Raw genomic sequence first — 24,423 nt, forward strand, 5'->3', positions numbered from 1 at the left:
GACTACTTGTCGTCGTTCTGCTCCTCCATCAGCTGGAGCAGCTGCTCGGCCTCGGCGCGACGGGCCTGTACCGTCTCGTCGCCGTCGTCGGCACCCTCGTAGGCCTTCAGCACGCCACGCGCGCGTGCCGCCGCGTCGGCGGGACGGCTGAGGTCCGCCTCCAGCCAGCCCGCGGCGAGTTCGGCGGCCGTGCGGGTGTGCACGGCGCCGTCCCCGAGGGCGGCGAACACGGCGACGGCCTCCGCGGTCTGCGCCAGGGCGTCCTCGAACGCGCCCTGGATCGCGGTGTCCTCGGCCTCCTCGGCGACCGAACGGGCCAGGAGCTCGCCGAACTGGCGGTGCGTGTGGCCGAGTTCACCGGTGAGCCGCTGCCGCGCCTCCTCGTCGTCCGTCACCAGCAGCGCGGCCTCGCACTCCTCGATCGCGGCCGACATCAACTCCCGCGCGCTGTCGAGCCCTTGGTCGGCGCGCAACGCCAGCCAGGCACGGGCGCGCAGCGAACGCACCAGCCCGTGCACGTTCCCCAGGGACCGCCACAGGTCACCCGCGCGCGTGTAGGCCTGGTCCGCCTCGGTGTGCAGCCCCGCGTGACCCAGTGACTCGGCGGCGAGATGGGCGAGAGTCGCGTGGTCGTGCTGCTCGGGCCAGTGCCGGGCGATCTCGGCCGCCTGCAACCGCCGTTCGGCCGCCGCGCGGTGCTCACCCAGCTCGCTCAGACAGTCCCCGAGCCACCACTTCGTCTGGACGACCGCGCCGTCGCCGTGCGTCTCGGCGCTCAGGTCGGGCAGCGCCGACTCCAGCACCTCCGCCGCCTCGGCCCACCGGCCCTGACGCAGCAGGAAGCCGCCCAGCTGGTGCCGGGCCCAGGCGCCCAGCGTCGGGCCCTCGCCCGCCTCGTCGGACCAGTGAGCGGCCTCCAGGGCATGCTCCGCCGCCTCCTGGGACCGGCCCCGGCCGCCGAGCACCTCGGCGAGCTGGAGGTGCAGCTGCGCCCGCCCCGGCGCCTCCAGGTACGGCCCGCCGTGCTCCAGGGCTGCCCGCAGCGCGCGCTCCGCCTCCGCGATGTCCCCGAGGTGATGGGCCAGCCCGGCAGACCGGGCCTCGTACTCCACCGCGAACCACGGCAGCCCCGCCTCCACGAAAGCCGCCGAGGCCTTCGCGAACAGCCGGACGGCCGTCTCCAAATCCCCGGTCCGCACCGCGAGTTCGGCCAGCATCGCCTGTCCCTCGGCGGCCCGCGCGGCCAGTCGGACATCGTCCCCTGTGTGCCCGTCGACCAGCGCGAGCACCTCCCGGACGGCCGCCTCGGCCGCGTCCAGCAGCTCGGCGTCGGGGGAGTCGCCCGAGGGATCCTCGTGCACGCCCCGCATCAGGACGCGCGCCCGGCTCATCAGCACGCCCGCCGTCTGCCGTACGCCCGTGGCGCCCTCGGCGTACAGCGCGAGCACCCCGTCGTACGGGCCGGCGATCGCCGTGAGGGCCTCGTCGACCTCGCCCGTGAGAGCCCGTACGTAGGCCCCACGCGCGCGTGCCGCCCACGCCTCCCCGGGGTCGCCCGCCTCCGCGTACAGCTCGGCGGCGCGCTCGAAGAGGGCTATGCCCTCGGGGCCCTGGTCCATCGCCTGGTGGTCGGCGATCTCCGCGCGGTCCAGAGCGGACAGCTCGGCGCCCTCGGCGGCCCGGGCGACGGCCAACCAGGCCTCCACGGCGTGCGGTTGCAGCGTGTCCGACAGCCGCCGCGCCTCCGCGAGCAGCGCGGCGAGGTCCTTCTCCGGGGCCGGTTCGGGCGCGGGGACGGTCACCGGCGCGGTGGCCGGCCGGCCCGCCGAACGCACTCCCAGGGGCAGTCGTTCCACCAGGGGTCGCTGATCCATGCGCGCGCGTGCCCCGTCGCCGACATGGGTCGTGCCGTTGCGCTCGTCGAAGCGGGCGGCCAGCGCGAGGGTCTCCACGCGCGCGTGGGCGGCGAGTTCACGCGCCGTCCAGGGCCGGCCGGCCGGTCCCGGCACCCGCTGGTCGCCGAGCCCCAGCTCCGTCAGCCGGTCCATCAGCAGCGTCACCACGGACAGGAACTCCAGCCCGCTGCGCGGGTTCCCGGAGTCCGTGAAGTACGCCGGACGCTCCGCCAGCAGCTCCAGACCGCGCGCCTCGTTGCCGCTCAGCGCGCAGAACTCCACATGGTCCGCGTACGCGGCTCGCATGCTCTCCATGGACCGTACGAGCCGGAAACCCCGCAGGTGGTGCGCGCGCGCCTCGTCGGCCCGCCCCAGGCGCAGCAGCGGGGCCAGGGAGGACGCGAGGACGGTGTGCGGTTCGTGGGCGCAGGTGAACTCGCCCTCCAGGACCGGACCCCACAGGTCGAGGGCCTCGGCGTCGCGCCCCCGCTCGACCTGCCACTCGCCCTGGCTGTGCAGCTCGCACGCGTGGCAGTCGGCCATGGTGTCCCGGTCGGCGGCCAGCCACGCCGTGTACGCCCGCTCGGCCCGCGCCAGGTCCCCGACGTGCGAGGCGACGCTGAACTCCGCGCTGCGCACGGCCCGTTCGGAGTGACCGGCCAGCCGGTAGCGGTGCTCCATCTCGGCGAGCCACTTCTCGATCGACGCGAGCGGGATGTGCGGCTGGCCGAGCATCCCGGACGACATCCACTTGAAGACCCAGTGCAGCGAGTGGACCTCGTACTCGTCGAAGTCCTCGGGCCGTTCGTCCCACATGCGCAGCAGGCGCGCGAAGGGGACGAACATCTTGTCCTTCTCGGAGCTGTAGTTGTAGACCTTCAGCTGGTGCCCGAGCGCCTCGATCACCGCGAGCGGGACGTCCAGCTTCTCGGCCTCGGCGAGCAGTTGCTCCGCGCGCGCGTTGCGGGCCGGTCCCTCCGGCTCCTCGGAGTTCTCGGCCATCGCCCGGCGCAGCGCGTCGAAGTCCGTGATCCCTGCCATCAGTGGTCGCCCTCCCCGTGTGTGGCCCACTCCAGGAGGCCGATGAACGCCCGGTTCAGCAGTGCCGAGTCGGCGGGGCGCAGTGGTCGCTGCGCCATCAGGAGTGCCTGCCCGTAGAGCGACTCCGTGGCCGTCCCGATCAGGTCCCTGTCCTTGAGCGAACTGATCCGCCGGATCAGCGGGTTGAGATGGTTGAGCACGAGCCGCGCGCGTGGAGCGCTGCCCCGTAGCGAGCCCAGGATGCCCGCCCACAGGTCGTCGGCCTGCTCCTCGGCCTCCGCGCGGGCCTGCTCGTGCCGCGCCGAGCGGTCGTCCAGGTGCAGCGCGGGCACCGACAGCGGATGGAACGCCCGGAGGACCACATCGCAGCCCAGGGGGTCCAGTTTGGCCCGCGCGGCGGCCAGGAAGTCCGCCAGCGCCAGCTCCTCGGCCGGGTCGACCGAGTCCAGGTGCGCGGTCACGGTGTCCGAGTCCAGCTCGGCGACCACCGTCCCCGGGCGCACCGACGGCAGCGCCTCGACCAGTTCGCCGTCGTAGGTGTAGCCGCCGTTGATCACCCCGATGCCCTGCGCGGACGCGATCGGGGCGACCTGCCGGTACTCCTCGACCGTCCGCGTGAAGTGCACCACCGCGTGGCGCTGCGCGAACTCCTCCAGGGAGACCCGTCCGTCGGTCGTCTCGAAGGGCAGCCACGGCAGCATCGTGCGCAGCATCTCCGGGTCGTGCCGCGCCAGGGACTTCACCCCCAGGTGGTGCACCGACAGGAACGCGGCCAGCCGCTCCGGATCGCCCGCCGCGAGCCCGGTCAGCCAGGAGCGAATCCTTTCGCCGAGCGCCTCCCGTACGGCCGCCAGCGTCTCGTCCTCGTACAGCGACTCGCGCGAGGCCGTGGGCCGCAGACTGTCCGTGTCCAGCACACAGCGCACGAAGAACGCCCAGTCCGGAAGCAGCTGTTCGGCCCGCTCGGTCAGCAGCATGCCCTTGAGATGCACCCGGTGCGTGGCACGCTGCGCCGGGCTCACCGCCGACGGCAGCACATAGGCCACCCCGCGGATCCCGGCGAGCGGCACGGACAGCTCGATCGAGTCCAACGGCGTGAACCCGAACAGCTCGTGACAGTGCCGGGCCAGCGCCACCCTGCGCGCGCCGGGACTCGGATACGGCCGGTCCCAGGGCGCCGGCAGATCGGTGATCGCCTCCCCGTCCACCCGCACGTCGTACGGCAGCAGCGCCCCGAAGTCCCGCGCCAGCGCGAGCACCCGCTCCTTGGTGAGCCACTCACCGGCCCCGGCGCGCGCCACCAGGTGGACGGTGGTGCCCGGTTCGGGATGCTCGGCGGCGGGCAGGGTCCGCACGGTGTAGGACCCGTCGTCCGTCGCCGTCCACTCCACGGGCGGCGCGTCGGGCGTACGGGCGCTGCGGCTGACGACCCGGATCCGCTCGGCGACCACGAAACAGGCCAGCAGCCCGATGCCGAACTGCCCGAGAAAATCGGAGCGGACCTCCTGGAGCCCGTCGGCGCGCTTGGAGCTACGGCCGATCGTCGCGAGGAGGTTGTGCACGTCCGCCTCGGTGAGCCCGACGCCGGAGTCCTCGACGCGCAGGGTGCCGCCCTCGGCGTACAACCGCACCAGGGCGGGGGCGTCGGGCTGCTCGGCCCGGCGCGCGGTGATCGCGTCCACGGCGTTCTGCAGCAGCTCGCGCAGATAGACCTTGGGGCTTGAGTAGAGGTGATGGGAGAGCAGGTCCACCAGACCGCGCAGGTCGACCTGGAACGTGTGAGGTGACTGGGATGCCTGTGATGACTGTGAGGTCTGGGAGTCCATCGTCGCAGCGCCGAGGTGGGGGAAGGTGCGAACGGCGCGAGGGTCGGGCGGTCCCTGTGAGGCGGTGACCGCGGGGGATGGCCGGAGCGCGCCATCCTAGAGCCGGAACGAGCCGTCTGACCAGGGGTTTCGCGAGACGTATACGGCAATGTCAGTGGCGTGGTGTGCAATGGATCTCGTGCCCGCACTGGAAGAACCACTGAAAAAGGTGCTCGGCCCCGCCACCGCGAAGGTGATGGCCGAGCATCTCGGCCTGCACACCGTGGGCGACCTCCTGCACCACTACCCGCGCAGATACGAGGAGCGCGGCCAGCTCACGCACCTCGCCGAGCTGCCGATGGACGAGCACGTCACCGTGGTCGCACAGGTCGCCGACGCCCGCCTGCACACCTTCGCGTCCAGCAAGGCCCCCCGGGGCAAGGGCCAGCGACTCGAAGTCACGATCACGGACGGCAGCGGCCGGCTCCAACTCGTCTTCTTCGGCTCGGGAGTTCACAAACCCCACAAGGAACTCCTGCCGGGCACCCGCGCGATGTTCGCCGGCAAGGTCTCCGTCTTCAACCGCCGACTGCAACTGGCCCACCCGGCATACGAGTTGCTGAAGGGCGACGCCGAGGAGACGGTCGAGACCTGGGCGGGCACCCTGATCCCCATCTACCCCGCCACCGCCAAACTGGAGTCCTGGAAGATCGGCAAGGCCCTCCAGACGGTCCTGCCCAGCGCCCAGGAGGCCGTCGATCCCCTCCCGGACTCCCTCCGCGAGGGCCGCGGCCTGGTCTCCCTCCCCGAAGCCCTCCTCAAGATCCACCGCCCCCACACCAAGGCGGACATCGCCGCCGCCCGAGACCGCCTCAAGTGGGACGAGGCCTTCGTCCTCCAGGTAGCCCTCGCCCGCCGCCGCCACACCGACGCCCAACTCCCGGCGGTAGCCCGCAAACCGTCCCCCGACGGCCTCCTCACCGCCTTCGACGACCGCCTCCCGTTCACCCTCACGGACGGGCAGCTGAAGGTGTCCAGGGAGATCTTCGACGACCTGGCGACGGAGCATCCGATGCATCGGTTGCTGCAGGGGGAGGTGGGATCGGGCAAGGCCCAACCGCTCGACTCGCTCGTGCTCACGCCTGCAGGGTTCCGCCCCATGGGAGATCTGGAGGTGGGGGACGAGGTCGTCGTGCCGGACGGGGAGATCGCGCTGATCGACGGGGTCTTCCCTCAGGGAGAGCGTGAGGTCTGGCGCTTGGTCCTCTCCGACGGAAGCCGTGTGGAGTGCGACGACGAGCATCTCTGGATCGTCGGCACGAGCTGCGGGTGGCACCGAGGGCAGGCTCCCAACGTCATGACGACTCGGGAGATCCGGCTGGACACGTTCAAGGCCAATGGATCTTCGAAGTGGTATCTCCCGGCAGCTGCCCCGGTCGATCTCGGAGGCGACTGCGGACTGCCTCTCGATCCCTACCTGTTCGGTCTCCTTCTGGGAGACGGCTCATTCCGGCACAACCTGCGGTTGTCCACGATGGATGACGAGATCCGTGATGCTGCGGCGACTGTTCTGGCCCCAGAGTGCCAATTGGTTCCGGTGAAGGGCTCCCGTTGTGACTTCACCATTCAGCTTGCCCACCGGGCCGGAGGCGTTCGCAATCCCGTGATCCAGACCTTGCGTGGTCTGCATCTCTGGGGTGTCACATCGCACGGCAAGTTCATTCCCGACGAGTTCAAGAACACATCGATCAAGAACCGTCTGGCTCTGCTCCAAGGGCTGATGGACACGGACGGGACCGTCCACTCGGACGGCTTGAGCATCTCGTTCTGTTCTGCCTCGCTCGCACTGGCCAGCGACGTTGCCTGGCTGGTGCGTTCACTCGGCGGGCGAGCGTGTGTCCTGCCGAAGAAGGCGGCCTTCAACGTCTCCGTGGCCCTGCCTGACGAATACGCACCGTTCAGGCTGGCCCGCAAGGCCGAACGCGTAGGGAGCAGGCCGAAATACAACACGTTCCGCCGTGGAATCCGGGCAGTTGAGTACGTGGGACGCAAACCCGTCCAGTGCATCAGCGTCGCGCACCCAAGCCATGCCTACGTCACCGACAACTTCACCGTGACGCACAACACCATGGTGGCCCTCCGAGCCATGCTCGCCGTGGTCGACGCCGGCGGACAGGCCGCGATGCTCGCGCCCACCGAAGTGCTCGCGCAGCAGCATCACCGGTCCATCACCGAGATGATGGGGGAGCTGGCCGAGGGCGGGATGCTGGGTGGGGCCGAGCGGGCCACGAAGGTCACGCTGCTCACCGGGTCGATGGGGACGGCGGCCCGCCGACAGGCACTGCTCGACCTCGTCACCGGTGAGGCCGGGATCGTGATCGGTACGCACGCGTTGATCGAGGACAAGGTGCAGTTCCACGACCTGGGTCTGGTCGTGGTCGACGAACAGCACCGCTTCGGCGTCGAACAGCGCGACGCCCTGCGCGGCAAGGGCAAGCAGCCCCCGCACCTCCTCGTCATGACCGCCACCCCCATCCCGCGCACGGTCGCCATGACGGTCTTCGGCGACCTGGAGACCTCGGTCCTCGACCAGCTCCCGGCCGGCCGCTCACCCATCGCCAGCCATGTCGTCCCCGCCGCCGACAAGCCCCACTTCCTGGCCCGCGCGTGGGAGCGCGTGCGCGAGGAGGTGGGCAACGGCCATCAGGCATACGTCGTCTGCCCCCGCATCGGCGACGAGGAGGACGACCCCAAGAAGGCCGGCAAGAAGAAGTCCGCCGAGGACGAGGCCGAGAAGCGCCCACCGCTCGCCGTCCTCGACGTCGCCGCCCAGCTCGCGAAGGGCCCCCTCCAGGGCCTCAAGGTCGAGGTGCTGCACGGCCGGATGCACCCCGACGACAAGGACGCCGTGATGCGCCGCTTCGCTGCCGGGGACACCGACGTCCTGGTCGCCACCACGGTCATCGAGGTCGGCGTCAACGTGCCCAACGCCACCGCCATGGTGATCATGGACGCGGATCGCTTCGGGGTTTCCCAACTCCACCAGCTCCGCGGCCGGGTGGGGCGTGGCTCGGCGGCCGGCCTCTGCCTCCTGGTCACCGAGATGCCGGAGGCGAGCCCGGCCCGCCAGCGCCTCAACTCCGTGGCGTCCACCCTCGACGGCTTCGAACTCTCCCGCATCGACCTCGAACAGCGCAGAGAGGGCGATGTGTTGGGGCAGGCACAGTCCGGCGCCCGTACGTCCCTGCGGGTGCTGTCGGTCATCGAGGACGAGGAGATCATCGCGGAGGCGAGGGAGGAGGCGACGAAGGTGGTGGAGGCCGATCCGGAGCTGGAGCACCTCCCCGGGCTGCGTACAGCGCTGGACGCCCTACTGGATGAGGAGAGAGAGCAGTACCTGGAAAAGGGCTGAGGCTGTCTTACCCAGGGGCGCGGGGAACTGCGCGACCAGCCACAATGGACCTGCACCCACTCACGATCAAGGACGCCAGATGACCCGCGTGATCGCCGGCGAAGCCGGCGGACGTCGACTCGCCGTGCCGCCAGGCACCGGAACCCGCCCCACCTCCGACCGCGCACGCGAGGGCCTCTTCTCCACCTGGCAGTCCCTCCTGGGCGCCCCCCTGAACGGCGAACGGGTCCTGGACCTCTACGCGGGCTCCGGCGCCGTAGGCCTCGAAGCCCTCTCCCGAGGAGCCGGCCACACCCTCCTCGTCGAGGCCGACGCCAAGGCCGCCCGGGTCATCAGGGAGAACGTCAAGAACGTCGGCCTCCCCGGCGCCGAGGTCAGGGCGGGCAAGGCCGAGCAGGTCGTCCAGACGGCGGCGCCGACAGAGCCGTACGACATCGTGTTTCTCGATCCGCCGTATGTTGTCCCAGATCACGATCTTCGGGAGATTCTCCTCACACTCCGGTCGGGGGGCTGGCTCGCGCCGGAGGCGCTCGTCACCGTGGAGCGCAGCACCAGAGGCGGCGAATTCGGGTGGCCGGACGGTTTCGAGGGGATCCGGGCCCGTCGTTACGGCGAGGGGACCTTTTGGTACGGTCGCGCCGCCTCTACGTGCGAAGACGCACGATGACCGGACCGGAGAGCGAGGGAAATCAAGTGCGCCGCGCTGTTTGTCCGGGGTCCTTCGACCCCATCACCAATGGACACCTCGACATCATCGCCCGTGCCTCCCGGCTGTACGACGTCGTGCACGTCGTCGTGATGATCAACCAGTCGAAGAAGGGCCTGTTCACCGTCGACGAGCGGATCGAGCTGATCCGCGAGGTCACCGCCGAGTTCGGCAATGTGCAGGTCGAGGCCTACCACGGCCTCCTCGTCGACTACTGCAAGCAGCGCGACATCCCCGCCATCGTCAAGGGCCTGCGCGCGGTCAGCGACTTCGACTACGAGTTGCAGATGGCCCAGATGAACAACGGACTCTCGGGCGTCGAAACTCTGTTCATCCCGACCAGCCCCACCTACAGCTTCCTGTCGTCCTCGCTGGTCAAGGAGGTCGCGACCTGGGGCGGCGACATCTCCCACCTGGTGCCGCCGGTGGTCCTGGACGCGCTCAAGGGCCGGATCGGCAAGGCCTGAGGGACTGACTGTGCGTCACCCGGTGTCGGGCGGGACAGGAGTGGTCGTACAGTCGACCCGTCCGTCTCCAACACGTCGGTAGAGAGTGGCGAGCACACGGTGGACGTGCAGAAGAAGCTCGACGAGATCGTCGCCTCGGTCTCCAGCGCCCGGTCCATGCCCATGTCGGCCTCCTGCGTGGTCAACCGCGCCGAGTTGCTCGCCATGCTCGAAGAGGTGCGCGCGGCGCTGCCCGACTCGCTGGCCGAGGCACAGGAGCTGATCGGCGGCCGGCACGAGATGGTCGAGCAGGCCCGCCAGGAGGCCGAGCGGATCATCCAGACCGCGCACGCCGAGCGCGGCTCGCTGATCTCTGACACCGAGGTCGCCCGCCGCTCGCAGAACGAGGCGGACCGCATCCTCGCCGAGGCCCGCCAGGAGGCCGAGGAGGTCCGCGCGGAGGCCGACGACTACGTCGACTCCAAGCTCGCCAACTTCGAGGTCGTCCTCACCAAGACCCTCGGGTCGGTCGGCCGAGGCCGCGAGAAGCTGCTCGGCACCGGTCCCGGCATCGACGACCAGGGCTACGAGGACGAGGACGCCCCCGAGCGCAGCCACGACCCGGAGACCCTGCGCCGCGACGCCGACGCCTACGTGGACGTCAAGCTCGGCGCCTTCGAGGCGGTCCTCGCCAAGACCCTGGAAGCCGTCGGAAAGGGCCGGCAGAAGCTGCACGGCCGGATCGCCAGTGACGACCTCGGCGCCCTCGCCTTCGACGACGACGGCAGCCAGGTCCAGCACACCAGCGACGCCGACTACCTCGCCGACCTCGCGACCGTCACGGACACCCCGGTCTCGAACACCCCGGTCCAGCCCGAGCAGCAGGACTACGCCCCGCAGGCGGCCTACGACTACCAGCAGACCGGCCAGCAGCAGGACCAGTACGGCTATCAGCAGCAGTACGCCCAGCCCCAGCAGCAGGACCCCTACGGCTACCAGCAGGCCGACCCCTACGCCTACCAGGGCTACGACACCGGCCAGCAGCCCGTGTACGACCCGAACCAGATGCAGCAGGCGCAGCAGATGGACCAGCAGGGACAGCAGGGGTACGCCCTCGACGAGACCAGCCTCTTCGACACCGGCATGATCAGCGCCGAGCAGCTGCGGGCGTACGAGCAGGGCCGAGGCCTGTAAGGGACCACCGGATTGGGCCGTGAGCGAAAGGTCCAGTATCCTGGCTCTTCGGTCGCGTGTACGTCCGCGATCAACGCTGCCCGGAAGCACCGAAGGGCAGCGCTCCTTGAGCTCAGCAGACCGAAAGACAGGAATGGCTCTGAACGCCCGCCTCGACCACCGCAACCCTCTCGTGTTCGACACTCACGAGCTGGGGCGGCGTCCTGGTGCGCTGCAGCGCCTGACCCGTTCGATCGACGCTCCCAAGGATCTCGGGATCCAGGGAGTCATCGGAGTGCCGGAAGGCGCCCCGGTGAAGCTCGACCTCCGCCTTGAGTCGGTCATGGAAGGGGTGCTTGTCACAGGCACCGCCCGTGCACAGGCCAAGGGGGAGTGCGTAAGGTGTCTGGAGCCGCTCGAGCTGTCGCTCGAAGCGGAATTCCAGGAGATGTTCTCGTACCCTGACGCCGACGACCGTGGCCGTGTGAAAGCGGAACCGGTCGACGACGCCGAGGAAGACGAGGACAGGCTCTTCATCGAGGACGGCCTGTTCGACCTCGAACCCGTGCTGCGCGATGCGGTGGTGCTCGCACTGCCGATGCAGCCGGTGTGCCAGGACGACTGCCTGGGCCTGTGCTCCGAGTGCGGAGTGCGGCTCACGGACGACCCGGACCACCACCACGAAGCCGTCGACATCCGTTGGGCGGCACTGCAGGGACTCGCCGGTTCACTCGAAGACGGCGAGAAGGACGAGATCAGTGGCGAGGCGCCCCGACCGGCGCGCGCCAACGAGAAGCAGGAGAAGTAGCCGTGGCTGTTCCGAAGCGGAAGATGTCGCGCAGCAACACGCGCCACCGCCGGTCGCAGTGGAAGGCTGCGGTCACCCCTCTGGTTGCGTGCGAGCGCTGCCACGAGCCCAAGCAGCAGCACATCGCGTGCCCGTCTTGCGGCACGTACAACAAGCGCCAGGTCCTCGAGGTCTGAGCGGCTGGTGAGAGGCTCCATGTCTGACGTCAAGGCGGACTCAGTCGCCAAGAAACAGGCGGACACGGCCTCGTCCCACACGCTGTTGGAAGGGCGGCTCGGGTATCACCTCGAGTCCGCCCTTCTGGTGCGTGCGCTGACCCACCGTTCGTACGCGTACGAGAACGGCGGTCTGCCGACGAACGAGCGGCTGGAGTTCCTCGGGGACTCCGTGCTCGGCCTCGTCGTCACGGACACGCTGTACACCACCCACCCCGACCTGCCCGAAGGCCAACTGGCCAAGCTGCGGGCCGCGGTGGTCAATTCTCGTGCGCTGGCGGAGGTCGGTCGCGGTCTGGAACTCGGCTCCTTCATCCGGCTCGGCCGGGGCGAAGAGGGCACGGGTGGCCGGGACAAGGCGTCCATCCTCGCCGACACCCTTGAAGCGGTGATCGGCGCGGTCTATCTCGACCAGGGCCTCGACGCGGCCTCCGAACTGGTGCACCGCCTGTTCGACCCGCTCATCGAGAAGTCCTCGAACCTCGGTGCCGGCCTGGACTGGAAGACCAGTCTCCAGGAGCTCACCGCGACCGAAGGACTCGGTGTCCCCGAGTACCTGGTCACGGAGACCGGCCCCGATCACGAGAAGACCTTCACTGCTGCCGCCCGCGTCGGAGGCGTCTCGTACGGCACCGGCACCGGCCGCAGCAAGAAGGAGGCGGAGCAGCAGGCCGCCGAGTCCGCCTGGCGGTCCATCCGGGCCGACGCGGACGAGCGGGCCAAGAAGGCGAAGGAGACGGCCGAGCAACAGGCCGCCGAAACCGCCGCCGAGGCCGCCGAGCAGCCTGCCGAGGAGAGCGCCGACCAGTCGTCGGCGTCCGCCTGACCGAACAGCGCGACCCGAGCGCCCGTCCCCGAAGTGGGGCGGGCGCTCGGCTCATTCACCCGTGACCAGCAGGGGATGCCATGCCCGAGTTGCCCGAGGTCGAGGTCGTCCGGCGGGGTCTGGAGCGGTGGGTCGCCCAGCGCACCGTCACCGACACCGAGGTCCTGCATCCGCGTGCGGTACGACGCCATGTCGCCGGCGCCGACGACTTCGCGCACCGGCTGAAGGGGCATCGCATCGGCACGCCCAGCCGTCGCGGAAAGTACCTGTGGCTGCCGCTGGAGGACACCCACCAGGCGGTGCTGGCCCACCTCGGGATGAGCGGTCAACTCCTCGTCCAGCGGCACGAGTTCCCCGACGAGAAGCACCTGCGCATCCGGGTCCGCTTCGCCGACACGCTCGGTACCGAACTCCGTTTCGTCGACCAACGCACCTTCGGCGGGCTGTCGTTGCACGACACCACCCCGGACGGGCTGCCGGACGTCATCGCGCACATCGCGCGCGACCCCCTGGACCCCTTGTTCGACGACGAGTTGTTCCACCAGGCGCTGCGCCGCAAGCGCACGACCATCAAACGGGCCCTGCTGGACCAGTCGTTGATCAGCGGAGTCGGCAACATCTATGCGGACGAGGCCCTTTGGCGGGCCCGCGTCCACTACGAGCGCCCGACCGCGACCTTCACCCGCCCGCGCACCGCCGAACTCCTGGGCCACGCACGGGATGTGATGACCGCGGCTCTCGACGTGGGCGGCACCAGCTTCGACAGCCTGTACGTCAACGTGAACGGTGAGTCGGGCTACTTCGACCGCTCGCTCGACGCGTACGGCCGCGAGGGCCTGCCGTGCCGGCGCTGCGGTACGCCGATGAAGCGGGAGGCGTGGATGAACCGGTCGAGCTACTTCTGTCCGAAGTGCCAGCGGGCGCCGAGGAGTTAGCGGCCGTCCCGCGTCTCGTCGTAGCGCGTGCGGGCCGCGAGGACGTCGTCCATGCGGCTCTCCATGAAGTCGACGAGCTCTTTCAGATACTCGGCGACGTCGCGTCCGAGCGGGGTCAGTTCGTAGTCCACGCGGGGCGGGTTCGTCGGCTGGGCCTCGCGGAGCACCAGGCCGTCGCGCTCCAGCGTGTGCAGGGTCTGCGAGAGCATCTTCTCGCTCACGCCGTCGACCCGCCGCCGCAGCTCGTTGAAGCGCAGCGAGCCCTCCTGCAGCGCGCACAGGGTGAGTCCGCCCCAGCGGCCCGTGATGTTCTCCAGGGTGGCGCGGGAGGGGCAGGCCTTGGCGAACACGCTGTACGGGAGGTTCTGCTCCTCCGTACGCTCCTCGGTGGTGTCCATTTCTTCAGCGTACGCGAACGCAGCGCTAACCAGAAGGGAGCACTAACCGTCGGTTAGCGCTCCCTGTCGGTGCCTGTCGGCGTCGTCCTAGTACCCGAAGTCCTGCGTCCACCACGGGCCGCCGGTGCCGAAGTGCACACCGACGCCCAGGGTCTTGAAGTCGCAGTTCAGGATGTTGGCCTTGTGGCCGGGGCTGTTCATCCAGGCGTCCATGACCGCAGCCGCGTCGGCCTGGCCGCGGGCGATGTTCTCGCCGCCGAGGTTGGTGATGCCGAGCGTCTCCGCCCGGTCCCACGGGGTGGCCCCGCTGGGGTCGGTGTGGTCGAAGAAGTCCTGGTCGGCCATCTGCTTGCTGAAGTTCTCGGCCAGCGTGGTCAGCGAACTGTTGGCGGCCACCGGGGTGCAGCCGGCGATCGCGCGCTGCTCGTTGACGAGCTTGAGCACCTCGGCCTCGGCGGCGGCCTCCGCGGAGACCGTCACCGGCGCCTTGGCGGACTGCGTCGGCGTCGGGGTGGGCTTCGCCGAGGGAGTCGAGGTCGTCGGCTCCTCGGTCGGGGTGGCCGCCGGCTTCTTCGCCGGGGCCTTGGTGGCGGGAGCGGTGGCGGACTTGGTCGGAGCCGCCGACGGGGAGGCCGCGCGGTTCGCGTCACGGCTCGTGGACGAGCCGGAGTCGCGGGACTCCGCGCTGCCGGAGGTACCGCCCTGCTCGGTCGCCGAGTTGGACGGCGAGCCGGCGGCCTGCACCTTGTCGCTGTTGTTGCCGCCGCCGAGCTTGTAGTTGTCCAGTCCCGGCATCGCGCCCGTCGCGACGGCCACCGTGCCGATGGCGACGGCGGCGGAGACCCCGAGCAGGCCCGTCTTGACCGGCGTCACGGTCTTGCGCTTACGACGGCGTCCACGGCCGTTGCCCGGGCGTGAGCCGTCGCCCCGGGAAGCGGCCGCCTCCGGGAAGACCACGGCGTAGTCCTCCTCGGTGGCGAAGAGATAGGCCTCGCTCTTCAGCCGGGTGTCGGCCTTGAGGCGGGACTCGGCCCGCAGCCGGGCTTCGGACTTCGGAGGTGCCTCGTGGTGCGCCTGAGGCTGGTGACTCGAGTGAGCCTGGTGGTTCGGGTGGAACTCGGCGGGCCCTTCCGGGTGCAGATAGGGCGCCATGCCGATCGTGGAGCCGTCGGCGGCATTCCAGCCGGAAGCGTCGGCCCGGTCGTTCCAGTCGTACGAGTCGTGCGGGTCGTAGCCGCTCGTGTATGAGCCGTGCGTCTCTGTGACCCCCGTGGCGCGGCTCGTGGCGGCGCGGCCGGCGGCGGAGCGTCGGTGGCGTCCCATGTCCTTGCCTTTCGTCCTTGCGGTCAACTCGTCCGTGCGGTGACCCAGCTCACTCGATCGAGTGAGTTTCATATGAGATTCATTGGGGCGGACGGTACCGCATGCCGGGTGGGGAGCAAGTGTCCCGAGAGACATTGGCCGGTTAGGTTGCAGCCATGAGCGAGGATGTGCGGTTGGTCGCCTGGGTGCGAGGGCGTGTGCAAGGTGTGGGTTTTCGGTGGTTTACCCGTGCCAAGGCTCTGGAGATCGGGGGCCTGAGTGGTTTTGCTCTCAATTTGGGCGACGGACGCGTGCAAGTGGTCGCGGAGGGATCGCGCGAGGGCTGCGAAGGACTCCTCGACTGGCTCCGGGGTCACGACACGCCCGGGCGCGTGGATGGCGTGACCGAGATCTGGGACACACCTCGGGGCGGCTACGACGGCTTCGCGATCCGCTGAGCACATTCTCCGAAAAGGTGTAAAGCGGCCCTGGCGGAAGCGGAGGGACATGCCACCGGCACCTGCCCACAGCAGAAATGGCCTGGTGGTTGCCAAGAACGGCTCGCTCTGGCAGGCTCCGCACCTAAGGATGATCGCCAGTCCCATCAGGCCCCGCAGGAGCCGCAGCGCCGCCCGGTCAGGGCCGCGCAGCCCCGGGTTGCCCGCCAATACGGGGCGTGATCGTGTTGACCGTCAAACATTTTGGTGAGACGCTGAAAACCCCGCGCACCTTAGCTGTTTGGCATGGAAGAACAGCAGAGCAACCCTCGAGTGTGTCAAGCATCGCGGGTGCGATTCCCTCACGACCCACACCGCTTCGGTCGGTCACTCAGTGTGGAGGACCATCCATCATGGCAAAGGCGCTTCTCGGTTACGTCGGCGGCTCCGACCCGCGACTCCTCGCCGAGATGCGACGGCTCCAGCAGCGCGTCCAGGACCTGGAATCCGAGCTCGTACGGATCCAGGAAGAGAACGACGCGCTGACGGCTGCCGCAACTCACGATTCGCTTCTCGAGCTCGACGCACGCCAGGCGGAGCCCGCGCTCACCTGATCACTGCACCGCATCATGACAAGCAGTGGTTGGGCGGCCTGTATCAACCGCTAAGTTGTCAGAGTTTGCAAGGGACGCTTCGGCGTCCCTTCTTTCTTTCCCCCGCAAGCCTCCACCCTCTTTAACGTTTGGTGTGCCCTGCACGTTCAAGGGCGAAACCGCGGGGAACCGGACGTTCATGGAGAGAGCGAGCAGCGGAAGGTAGAGTCCAGCGCCGTGCACCTCAAGGCCCTGACCCTGCGGGGGTTCAAGTCGTTCGCCTCGGCGACCACGCTCCGGTTCGAGCCGGGGATCACGTGTGTCGTCGGTCCCAACGGCTCGGGCAAGTCCAATGTGGTGGACGCGCTCAGCTGGGTCATGGGCGAACAGGGCGCCAAGTCGCTGCGCGGCGGCAAGATGGAGGACGTCATCTTCGCCGGCACCACCGGCCGCCCCCCGCTGGGCCGCGCCGAGGTGTCCCTGACCATCGACAACTCCGACGGGGCGCTGCCCATCGAGTACGCCGAGGTCACCATCACGCGGATCATGTTCCGCAACGGCGGCAGCGAGTACCAGATCAACGGCGACACGTGTCGCCTCCTCGACATCCAGGAACTCCTCTCCGACTCCGGCATCGGCCGCGAGATGCACGTCATCGTCGGCCAGGGTCAGCTCGACTCCGTCCTGCACGCCGACCCCATGGGCCGCCGCGCCTTCATCGAGGAGGCGGCCGGTGTCCTCAAGCACCGCAAGCGCAAGGAGAAGGCGCTCCGCAAGCTGGACGCGATGCAGGCCAACCTCGCCCGCGTGCAGGACCTCACCGACGAACTCCGCCGCCAGCTCAAGCCCTTGGGCCGCCAGGCCGCGGTCGCGCGCAGGGCCGCCGTCATCCAGGCGGATCTCCGGGACGCGCGCCTGAGGCTCCTGGCCGACGATCTCGTACGACTCCGTCAGGCGCTGAACACCGAGATCGCCGACGAGGCCGCGCTCAAGGAACGCAAGGAAGCCGCCGAACTGGAGCTGCGCAAGGCCCTCCAGCGCGAAGGGCTCCTGGAGGACGAGGTACGGCAGCTCACCCCGCGCCTCCAGCGCGCCCAGCAGACCTGGTACGAGCTGTCCCAGCTGGCCGAGCGGGTGCGCGGCACGATCTCGCTGGCCGACGCCCGGGTGAAGAGCGCGACTTCGGCGCCCCCCGAGGAGCGGCGCGGCCGTGACCCCGAGGACATGGAGCGCGAGGCCGCCCGCATCCGCGAGCAGGAGGCCGAGCTCGAAGCGGCCCTGGAGGCGGCCGAGCACGCCCTGGAGGACACGGTCGCCCACCGCTCCGAACTGGAGCGTGAACTCACCGCCGAGGAACGGCGGTTGAAGGACGTCGCCCGTTCCATCGCCGACCGCCGCGAGGGCCTCGCCCGGCTCAACGGCCAGGTCAACGCGGCCCGTTCACGCGCCGCCTCCGCCCAGGCCGAGATCGACCGCCTCGCCTCCGCCCGCGACGAGGCCCAGGAACGGGCGACCACCGCACAGGAGGAGTACGAGACCCTCCAGGCCGAGGTCGACGGCCTCGACGCCGGCGACGAGGAACTCTCCGAGCAGCACAAGGCCGCCCGGGCCGCGCTCTCGGAGGCCGAAGCCGCCCAGTCCGCCGCCCGCGAGGCAGCCACCACGGCGGAACGCCAGCGCGCCGCCACCCAGGCCCGCCGCGACGCCCTGGCACTGGGCCTGCGCCGCAAGGACGGCACGGGGATACTGCTCGGCGCGCGGGACCGCCTCACGGGCGTGCTGGGCCCGGCAGCGGAACTGCTCACAGTGACCCCGGGCCACGAGGTCGCCCTGGCGGCAGCCTTCGGGGCGGCGGCGGACGCGATCGCGGTGACAACTCCGTCGTCGGCGGCCGACGCAATCCGCTTGCTGCGCAAGCAGGATGGGGGCAGGGCTGCTTTGCTACTGGCGGGAGACGCCGCTGCCTCTTCGACGCCGCCCACTGAGGCGCCCCTTAGGGGCGCGGGGCAGCATCCATTTGCGGCTCCGCCGCAGGGCGCGCCCAGCCACAACGGGTCCGCACCCGCCCAACAACCCTTCGCGGCAGACCTCGTCCGCGCCCCCGCCGACCTCATCCCCGCAATCCGCCGCCTCCTCCACAACATCGTCGTAGTGGACACCCTCGAAGCCGCCGAACAACTCGTATACACGCACCCCGAGTTGACCGCAGTGACCGCCGAAGGCGACCTGCTCGGCGCCCACTTCGCCCACGGCGGCTCCGCCGGCGCCCCCAGCCTCCTCGAAGTCCAGGCATCGGTGGACGAAGCCGCAGCCGAACTCGAGGAACTCGCCGTCCGCTGCGAGGAGTTGACCGCCGCCCAGCAGTCCGCGACCGAGCGCCGCAAGGAATGCGCCGCACTGGTCGAGGAGTTGGGGGAGCGGCGCCGGGCGGCAGAGCGCGAGAAGTCGGCCGTAGCGCAGCAGTTGGGGCGGCTCGCCGGGCAGGCGCGCGGGGCCGCGGGTGAGGCGGAACGGTCCGCCGCTGCCGCCGCACGGGCGCAGGACGCGCTCGACAAGGCCGTAGAAGAGGCAGAAGTACTCGCCGAACGACTGGCCGTCGCCGAGGAGATGCCGGTAGAGGAGGAGCCCGACACCTCCGTGCGGGACCGCCTCGCCGCCGATGGTGCCAACGCTCGCCAGACCGAGATGGAGGCCCGCCTCCAGGTCCGTACGCACGAAGAGCGGGTCAAAGGCCTCGCAGGCCGCGCCGACTCCCTCGACCGTGCCGCCCGAGCGGAGCGCGACGCGCGCGCTCGGGCGGAGCAGCGGCTCGCGCGGTTGCGGCACGAGGCGGCCGTCGCGGAGGCCGTTGCCTTCGGGGCGCGGCAATTGCTCGCGCATGTCGAGGTGTCCTTGAGCCGTGCCGACGAGGAGCGCACCGCCGCCGATGCCGCCAAGGCGCGCCGCGAGCAGGAGTTGACCGCTGCCCGGAACCAGGGGCGTGACCTCAAGGGCGAGCTCGACAAGCTGACCGACTCGGTGCACCGGGGCGAGGTGCTCGGTGCCGAGAAGCGGATGCGGATCGAGCAGCTGGAGACCAAGGCGCTGGAGGAGTTGGGGGTGGAGCCGGCGGGGCTGATCGAGGAGTACGGGCCGCATCAGCTCGTGCCGCCCTCGCTCGCCGCCGAGGGCGAGGTGCTGCCGGAGGATCCGGAGGACCCGCGCAACCAGCCCCGTACGTTCCACCGCGCGGAGCAGGAGAAGCGGCTCAAGTCGGCCGAGCGGGCGTACCAGCAGCTGGGGAAGGTCAACCCCCTCGCGCTGGAGGAGTTCGCGGCGCTGGAGGAGCGGCACAAGTTCCTCAGCGAGCAGTTGGAGGACCTGAAGAAGACCCGTGCCGACCTGCTTCAAGTGGTGAAGGAGGTCGACGAGCGCGTCGAGCAGGTCTTCACCGAGGCGTACCGGGACACGGCGATCCAGTTCGAGGGTGTGTTCAGCCGGCTGTTCCCGGGTGGTGAGGGACGGCTGATCCTGACCGATCCCGACAACATGCTCACCACGGGTGTGGACGTGGAGGCCCGGCCGCCCGGCAAGAAGGTCAAGCGGCTCTCCCTGCTCTCCGGCGGTGAGCGGTCCCTCACCGCCGTGGCGCTTCTCGTGTCGATCTTCAAGGCGCGGCCCAGTCCGTTCTATGTGATGGACGAGGTCGAGGCGGCGCTCGACGACACCAACCTGCAGCGGCTGATCCGGATCATGCAGGAGCTGCAGGAGGCCTCGCAGCTGATCGTGATCACCCACCAGAAGCGCACGATGGAGGTCGCCGACGCGTTGTACGGCGTCTCCATGCAGGGCGACGGGGTCTCGAAGGTCATCTCCCAGCGCCTTCGCTAGACCTCCACCCTCCCTCCCTCTTATGTTCAAGCTTTGAACTCAATGCGATCACTTGCGGCGTTGAACGTCACAGAGACCCCCTGTTGACTTCGAAACTTGAAGGCATAGTCTCTTCAGCGTTGCTTTTCCCTTCAGGTGGTGGGCAGCGGGAAGCTGTGCGCCACTGGAAGGGTCGCCCCCCGCACCCCGGCAGCGACGCCGGTGGCCTCAGGAGTTACACGTGACCAGCACTGCGCAGGCATCACAGTCAGGAGCCGGGTCGGCTCATCCCGAGCATCTCGGGCACGTCATCTTCATCGCGGCGGCGGCCGCGATGGGCGGCTTCCTCTTCGGCTACGACAGCTCCGTGATCAACGGCGCCGTCGAGGCGATCCGTGACCGCTACGACGTGGGCTCCACGGTCCTGGCGCAGGTCATCGCCATCGCCCTGATCGGCTGTGCCATCGGCGCCGCGACCGCAGGCCGGATCGCCGACCGCATCGGCCGTATCCGCTGTATGCAGATCTCCGCCGTGCTGTTCACCGTCAGCGCCGTCGGTTCGGCGCTGCCCTTCGCGCTCTGGGACCTCGCCTTCTGGCGGATCATCGGCGGCTTCGCCATCGGCATGGCCTCCGTCATCGGCCCCGCCTACATCGCCGAGGTCTCCCCGCCCGCCTACCGTGGCCGGCTCGGCTCCTTCCAGCAGGCCGCGATCGTCATCGGCATCGCGATCTCGCAGCTGGTCAACTGGGGTCTGCTGAACGCCGCCGACGGTGACCAGCGCGGCAAGCTCATGGGCCTGGAAGCCTGGCAGGTCATGCTCGGCGTCATGGTGGTCCCGGCCGTCCTCTACGGCCTGCTCTCCTTCGCGATCCCCGAGTCCCCGCGCTTCCTGATCTCCGCGGGCAAGCTGAGCCGCGCCCACGACGTGCTCCGTGAGGTCGAGGGCGACGACATCGACCTGGACGCCCGCGTCGCCGAGATCGAGCACGCGATGAAGAGCGAGCACAAGTCGACCTTCAAGGACCTGCTCGGCGGTGGCGGCTTCTTCTTCAAGCCGATCGTCTGGGTCGGCATCGGCCTCTCGGCCTTCCAGCAGCTCGTCGGCATCAACGTCGCGTTCTACTACTCCTCGACGCTGTGGCAGTCGGTCGGCGTCGACCCGACGCAGTCGTTCTTCTACTCCTTCACGACGTCGATCATCAACATCATCGGCACCGTGATCGCGATGATCTTCGTGGACCGCGTCGGCCGCAAGCCGCTGGCCCTCATCGGCTCGGTCGGCATGGTCGTCGGTCTCGCGCTGGAGGCCTGGGCCTTCTCCTACGACCTCGTCGACGGCAAGCTGCCCGCCGCGCAGGGCTGGACCGCGCTGATCGCGGCCCACGTCTTCGTCCTCTTCTTCGCCCTGTCCTGGGGTGTCGTGGTCTGGGTCTTCCTCGGCGAGATGTTCCCGAACAAGATCCGCGCCGCCGCCCTCGGTGTCGCCGCCTCCGCGCAGTGGATCGCCAACTGGGCCATCACCGCGAGCTTCCCGTCGCTGGCCGACTGGAACCTCTCCGCGACCTATGTGATCTACACGGTCTTCGCGGCGCTCTCCATCCCGTTCGTCCTGAAGTTCGTGAAGGAGACGAAGGGCAAGAAGCTGGAGGACATGGGCTGACCGGCCCTCCCGCGAACCGGGCCCGCGAAGGCGGGTCCCCGCAAGCTCGGGGAGACGGGCTTCATCCCCCGCCGCCCGTCTCCCCGAATCCCCTTCCGCCCTACGTCGGTGAGCTCACCAGATCAGGACGCCGCCGCCGATCTCCCGGGCGCGCAGGGCGGCCGACTCGATGTTGTCCAGCCGGCTCCCGACCAGGTCGGGAGCCTCTCCCACGGCCGCGGCGACGGCGTCGAGATGCTCCCGCAGCAGCGCGACCTCGCGCAGGAACTCCGGCACGTCCGAGGCCTCGACGTACAGGTCGCTGGAGGCAAGCACGGGAAGATACGTGGCGCCGAGCGACCGTACGGCCGGAGAACCCCACACGGTCTCGCGCCAGTTCTCGAAGCCGGCCGAGTCGTTGCATCCCTCCGGAACGTCGAGCACGTTCCACTGGCCGTTCGCGTCACGCAGGAACACATCCACTGCCAAGGTCATGACCGCAGTGGACCACCGGTGGACCGGCCGGTCCACCGGTTACGGGTAAGAGTCACTCCCTGCTCACTCCCCGAGCACCGGCAGCACCCGCTCCGCGAACAGCCGCAGGCTGCGCCAGCCCTCGTCGACCGGCATCCCGCCCGCCAGCGGATGCAGTACGAGATTGTCGAGGCCCAGCGCCACGCACTGGTCCGGAGTGAGGATCCGGTACACGCCCTCCGCGCGGAGCTCGGCCACAGTCGTGGCCCCCGACTTCACCGCCGAGCGGATCTCCCCGGACTGCCAGGAGGCATACATCCGCGCTTCGTGCAGGAAGTGCGCGCCGTACTCGGCCCAGGCCCGGTCCGGGTCCTCGGCGATGTGCAGCAGCGGGGTCTCCGGGCCCGGCATCATCGTCCAGCCCTCGGTGCCGTACTCCACCAGCCGGTCCTTGTAGTAGGCCTCCAGGTCCGGCAGATGCGCGCTCGGGAAGAAGGGCAGACCCAGTCGGGCGGCCCGGCGCGCGGCGGCCTTCGAGGAGCCGCCGACCAGCAGCAGGGGGTGCGGATCGGAGAAGGGGCGCGGGGTGACCCGTACGGTACGGCCCCGGTACTCGAACTCCTCGCCGGACCACGCCTTCAGGACCGTCTCCAGCAACTCGTCCTGGAGTTTGCCGCGTTGCTTCCACTCCACGTCGAACTGGGCGTATTCCTCCGGGCGGTAGCCGATCCCGGCGACGGTCACCAGCCGGCCGCCGCTCAACAGGTCGAGTACGGCGACGTCTTCGGCCAGCCGGAGCGGGTCGTGCAGCGGGCCGATGACCGCCGAGACGGTCACCGCGATGTGCCGGGTCGCGCCGAAGACCGCGCCCGCGAAGGCGAACGGCGAGGGCAGCCAGTTGTTGGCGACCCCGTGGTGCTCCTCCGTCTGCACGGTGGTGATCCCGTGTTCGTCGGCGTACGCGGCCATCTCCAGGGCGGCCCGGTAGCGGGCGCTCAGCGAGGCGGGGGTGGCGCCGGGTTCGACGAGGTTGAAGCGGACGACCGAGACGGGCATGGGAGGTCCCCCTTCCGTGTGTGGTGGGGGACGTTAGCTGACGGTATGTCAGATGGCCATGGGCATGACTGCGGCGGTTCGGGGCCGGGCGAGGGTGACGGCGACACCGACGCCGCCGACCCGGCCGCGCGCCCGCGCTGGGCCCCGGCCAGGCCCATGGCTGATACTGGGTGGGTTATGGAAACCGTCATCCTTGCTGTAGTCATCGCCGTGGTCGTGCTCGGTGCGCTCGGCGGGCTCGTCGTCGGCAGCCGGCGCAAGAAGCCGCTGCCCCCGCCGCCCACCTCCGTGCCCGACATCACCGCCCCGCCGGCCGAGCCGCACATCGGCGACGAGGCCGAGACGCCGCGCGACGAAGCGCGCCGGACCATAGAGGAGGTGGACCTCCCCGACGGCTCGGCCCCGGTCGCCGTCGAGGAACCCCCAGTGGTCGAGGAACCCCTCGCACTGGAGGTCCCCGAGCCGACCGCCGGACGGCTCGTCCGGCTGCGTGCCCGGCTCTCCCGCTCGCAGAACGCGCTCGGCCAGGGGCTGCTCACGCTGCTGTCCCGCGAGCACCTCGACGAGGACACGTGGGAGGAGATCGAGGACACCCTCCTCACCGCGGACGTCGGCGTCGCGCCCACCCAGGAGCTGGTCGACGCGCTGCGCGAGCGGGTGAAGGTGCTCGGCACCCGGACCCCGCAGGAGCTGCGCAGCCTGCTGCGCGAGGAACTGCTCAAGCTGGTCGGCACCGATGTCGACCGGACCGTGAAGACCGAGCCCGAGGACCGCAAGCCCGGCATCGTGATGGTCGTCGGGGTCAACGGCACCGGCAAGACCACCACCACGGGGAAGCTGGCCCGGGTGCTTGTCGCCGACGGCCGTACCGTCGTGCTCGGTGCCGCCGACACGTTCCGGGCCGCCGCCGCCGATCAGTTGCAGACCTGGGGTGAGCGGGTCGGGGCCCACACCGTGCGCGGGCCCGAGGCCGGTGACCCTGCCTCCGTCGCGTTCGACGCGGTGAAGGAGGGCAAGGAGATGGGGGTCGACGTCGTCCTCATCGACACGGCCGGGCGGTTGCACACGAAGACCGGGCTCATGGACGAGCTCGGCAAGGTCAAGCGGGTCGTGGAGAAGCATGCGCCGCTCGACGAGGTGCTGCTTGTTCTTGACGCGACGACCGGGCAGAACGGGCTGGTGCAGGCGCGGGTCTTTGCCGAGGTCGTGGACATCACGGGCATTGTGCTGACGAAGCTGGACGGTACGGCGAAGGGGGGGATCGTTGTCGCCGTGCAGCGGGAGCTCGGCGTTCCGGTGAAGCTGATCGGGCTGGGTGAGGGGGCGGATGATCTGGCGCCCTTTGAGCCGGAGGCGTTTGTCGATGCCCTTATTGGGGACTGATGGGCTGTTTGTTCGCTGCGGGTTGGT

19 protein-coding genes are annotated in these 24,423 nt (G+C 69.8%); 13 read left to right on the top strand and 6 right to left on the bottom strand.

Going from position 1 to position 24,423, the window contains the following annotated elements; translation table 11 throughout:
• Positions 1-2: 2 nt before the first annotated feature.
• Together SSP08S_RS16620 and SSP08S_RS16625 are read right to left on the bottom strand one after the other, a co-directional pair.
• Positions 3-2,936, bottom strand: coding sequence for a hypothetical protein (locus tag SSP08S_RS16620; RefSeq protein WP_019068736.1), 2,934 nt, complete (start codon positions 2,934-2,936; stop codon positions 3-5).
• On the bottom strand, positions 2,936-4,762 hold the full coding sequence (locus SSP08S_RS16625; protein WP_026178550.1) for an HSP90 family protein: 1,827 nt from the start codon (positions 4,760-4,762) through the stop codon (positions 2,936-2,938). The genes SSP08S_RS16620 and SSP08S_RS16625 overlap by 1 nt, the downstream gene beginning before the upstream one ends.
• A gap of 169 nt (positions 4,763-4,931) precedes the next feature.
• On the opposite strand from SSP08S_RS16625, the gene SSP08S_RS16630 reads away from it, so the two are divergent.
• The 8 genes from SSP08S_RS16630 (at position 4,932) to mutM (ending at position 13,262) form a co-directional block, all read left to right on the top strand.
• Positions 4,932-8,153, top strand: a complete 3,222-nt coding sequence (locus tag SSP08S_RS16630; RefSeq protein WP_019068738.1) for a helicase-related protein — start codon at positions 4,932-4,934, stop codon at positions 8,151-8,153.
• Positions 8,154-8,232: 79 nt separating this feature from the next.
• Positions 8,233-8,820 carry a 16S rRNA (guanine(966)-N(2))-methyltransferase RsmD gene (gene rsmD, locus SSP08S_RS16635; RefSeq protein ID WP_019068739.1) on the top strand — a complete coding sequence of 196 codons (588 nt, stop codon included), beginning with the start codon at positions 8,233-8,235 and terminating at the stop codon, positions 8,818-8,820.
• 26 nt (positions 8,821-8,846) lie between these two features.
• Positions 8,847-9,326 carry a pantetheine-phosphate adenylyltransferase gene (gene coaD / locus SSP08S_RS16640; RefSeq protein WP_019068740.1) on the top strand — a complete coding sequence of 160 codons (480 nt, stop codon included), beginning with the start codon at positions 8,847-8,849 and terminating at the stop codon, positions 9,324-9,326.
• Between the two features lie 99 nt (positions 9,327-9,425).
• The gene (locus tag SSP08S_RS16645; protein WP_019068741.1) at positions 9,426-10,499 is read left to right on the top strand and encodes a F0F1 ATP synthase subunit B; all 1,074 of its coding nucleotides are present in this window, start codon (positions 9,426-9,428) and stop codon (positions 10,497-10,499) included.
• Positions 10,500-10,632: 133 nt separating this feature from the next.
• Positions 10,633-11,286 carry a YceD family protein gene (locus SSP08S_RS16650; protein ID WP_019068742.1) on the top strand — a complete coding sequence of 218 codons (654 nt, stop codon included), beginning with the start codon at positions 10,633-10,635 and terminating at the stop codon, positions 11,284-11,286.
• Positions 11,287-11,288: 2 nt separating this feature from the next.
• Positions 11,289-11,462, top strand: coding sequence for a 50S ribosomal protein L32 (rpmF, locus tag SSP08S_RS16655; protein ID WP_015657589.1), 174 nt, complete (start codon positions 11,289-11,291; stop codon positions 11,460-11,462).
• Between the two features lie 19 nt (positions 11,463-11,481).
• Entirely contained in the window at positions 11,482-12,327 is an 846-nt protein-coding gene (gene rnc / locus SSP08S_RS16660) for a ribonuclease III (protein WP_019068744.1), read from the top strand.
• 80 nt (positions 12,328-12,407) lie between these two features.
• The gene (gene mutM / locus SSP08S_RS16665; protein WP_019068745.1) at positions 12,408-13,262 is read left to right on the top strand and encodes a bifunctional DNA-formamidopyrimidine glycosylase/DNA-(apurinic or apyrimidinic site) lyase; all 855 of its coding nucleotides are present in this window, start codon (positions 12,408-12,410) and stop codon (positions 13,260-13,262) included.
• Here the strand turns inward: mutM and SSP08S_RS16670 are convergent.
• Together SSP08S_RS16670 and SSP08S_RS16675 are read right to left on the bottom strand one after the other, a co-directional pair.
• A complete protein-coding gene (locus tag SSP08S_RS16670) occupies positions 13,259-13,660 on the bottom strand; it encodes a winged helix-turn-helix transcriptional regulator (RefSeq protein ID WP_019068746.1) in 402 nt (133 codons plus the stop codon). The two genes, mutM and SSP08S_RS16670, sit on opposite strands and share 4 nt — an antisense overlap.
• 87 nt (positions 13,661-13,747) lie before the next feature.
• Complete coding sequence (locus tag SSP08S_RS16675; protein ID WP_019068747.1) at positions 13,748-14,983, bottom strand: CAP domain-containing protein; 1,236 nt, start codon at positions 14,981-14,983, stop codon at positions 13,748-13,750.
• Between the two features lie 155 nt (positions 14,984-15,138).
• Here SSP08S_RS16675 and SSP08S_RS16680 point away from each other — a divergent pair, with 155 nt between their 5' ends.
• From SSP08S_RS16680 to SSP08S_RS16695, 4 genes are all read left to right on the top strand, one after another.
• Complete coding sequence (locus SSP08S_RS16680) at positions 15,139-15,420, top strand: acylphosphatase (RefSeq protein ID WP_026178551.1); 282 nt, start codon at positions 15,139-15,141, stop codon at positions 15,418-15,420.
• A 392-nt stretch (positions 15,421-15,812) separates the two neighbouring features.
• Complete coding sequence (locus SSP08S_RS16685; RefSeq protein WP_019068749.1) at positions 15,813-16,013, top strand: hypothetical protein; 201 nt, start codon at positions 15,813-15,815, stop codon at positions 16,011-16,013.
• A gap of 216 nt (positions 16,014-16,229) precedes the next feature.
• Positions 16,230-19,862, top strand: a complete 3,633-nt coding sequence (gene smc, locus SSP08S_RS16690) for a chromosome segregation protein SMC (protein ID WP_019068750.1) — start codon at positions 16,230-16,232, stop codon at positions 19,860-19,862.
• A 220-nt stretch (positions 19,863-20,082) separates the two neighbouring features.
• The gene (locus SSP08S_RS16695) at positions 20,083-21,504 is read left to right on the top strand and encodes a sugar porter family MFS transporter (RefSeq protein ID WP_019068751.1); all 1,422 of its coding nucleotides are present in this window, start codon (positions 20,083-20,085) and stop codon (positions 21,502-21,504) included.
• Between the two features lie 114 nt (positions 21,505-21,618).
• Here SSP08S_RS16695 and SSP08S_RS16700 read toward each other — a convergent pair whose 3' ends face one another.
• Both SSP08S_RS16700 and SSP08S_RS16705 read right to left on the bottom strand, forming a co-directional pair.
• Positions 21,619-21,978, bottom strand: coding sequence for a hypothetical protein (locus SSP08S_RS16700; RefSeq protein ID WP_026178552.1), 360 nt, complete (start codon positions 21,976-21,978; stop codon positions 21,619-21,621).
• 63 nt (positions 21,979-22,041) lie between these two features.
• Positions 22,042-23,013, bottom strand: a complete 972-nt coding sequence (locus tag SSP08S_RS16705) for an LLM class flavin-dependent oxidoreductase (protein ID WP_019068753.1) — start codon at positions 23,011-23,013, stop codon at positions 22,042-22,044.
• A gap of 177 nt (positions 23,014-23,190) precedes the next feature.
• Between SSP08S_RS16705 and ftsY the strand changes: the two genes are divergently transcribed.
• Positions 23,191-24,396 carry a signal recognition particle-docking protein FtsY gene (ftsY, locus tag SSP08S_RS16710; RefSeq protein WP_026178553.1) on the top strand — a complete coding sequence of 402 codons (1,206 nt, stop codon included), beginning with the start codon at positions 23,191-23,193 and terminating at the stop codon, positions 24,394-24,396.
• Positions 24,397-24,423 lie beyond the last annotated feature (27 nt).

Origin of the sequence: Streptomyces hokutonensis, assembly GCF_000376565.1 — a bacterium.
Taxonomy (GTDB): Bacteria; Actinomycetota; Actinomycetes; order Streptomycetales; family Streptomycetaceae; genus Streptomyces; species Streptomyces hokutonensis.

Bases quoted from the DNA above. Each gene is read 5' to 3' on its own strand.
- SSP08S_RS16680 (WP_026178551.1), top strand. From the start codon at position 15,139: ATGAGCGAGGATGTGCGGTTGGTCGCCTGGGTGCGAGGGCGTGTGCAA.
- SSP08S_RS16630 (WP_019068738.1), top strand. From the start codon at position 4,932: ATGGATCTCGTGCCCGCACTGGAAGAACCACTGAAAAAGGTGCTCGGC.
- SSP08S_RS16705 (WP_019068753.1), bottom strand. From the start codon at position 23,013: ATGCCCGTCTCGGTCGTCCGCTTCAACCTCGTCGAACCCGGCGCCACC.
- SSP08S_RS16650 (WP_019068742.1), top strand. From the start codon at position 10,633: ATGGCTCTGAACGCCCGCCTCGACCACCGCAACCCTCTCGTGTTCGAC.
- mutM (WP_019068745.1), top strand. From the start codon at position 12,408: ATGCCCGAGTTGCCCGAGGTCGAGGTCGTCCGGCGGGGTCTGGAGCGG.
- rnc (WP_019068744.1), top strand. From the start codon at position 11,482: ATGTCTGACGTCAAGGCGGACTCAGTCGCCAAGAAACAGGCGGACACG.
- SSP08S_RS16620 (WP_019068736.1), bottom strand. From the start codon at position 2,936: ATGGCAGGGATCACGGACTTCGACGCGCTGCGCCGGGCGATGGCCGAG.
- SSP08S_RS16675 (WP_019068747.1), bottom strand. From the start codon at position 14,983: ATGGGACGCCACCGACGCTCCGCCGCCGGCCGCGCCGCCACGAGCCGC.
- SSP08S_RS16700 (WP_026178552.1), bottom strand. From the start codon at position 21,978: ATGACCTTGGCAGTGGATGTGTTCCTGCGTGACGCGAACGGCCAGTGG.
- SSP08S_RS16625 (WP_026178550.1), bottom strand. From the start codon at position 4,762: ATGGACTCCCAGACCTCACAGTCATCACAGGCATCCCAGTCACCTCAC.
- SSP08S_RS16685 (WP_019068749.1), top strand. From the start codon at position 15,813: ATGGCAAAGGCGCTTCTCGGTTACGTCGGCGGCTCCGACCCGCGACTC.
- SSP08S_RS16670 (WP_019068746.1), bottom strand. From the start codon at position 13,660: ATGGACACCACCGAGGAGCGTACGGAGGAGCAGAACCTCCCGTACAGC.
- rsmD (WP_019068739.1), top strand. From the start codon at position 8,233: ATGACCCGCGTGATCGCCGGCGAAGCCGGCGGACGTCGACTCGCCGTG.
- ftsY (WP_026178553.1), top strand. From the start codon at position 23,191: ATGGAAACCGTCATCCTTGCTGTAGTCATCGCCGTGGTCGTGCTCGGT.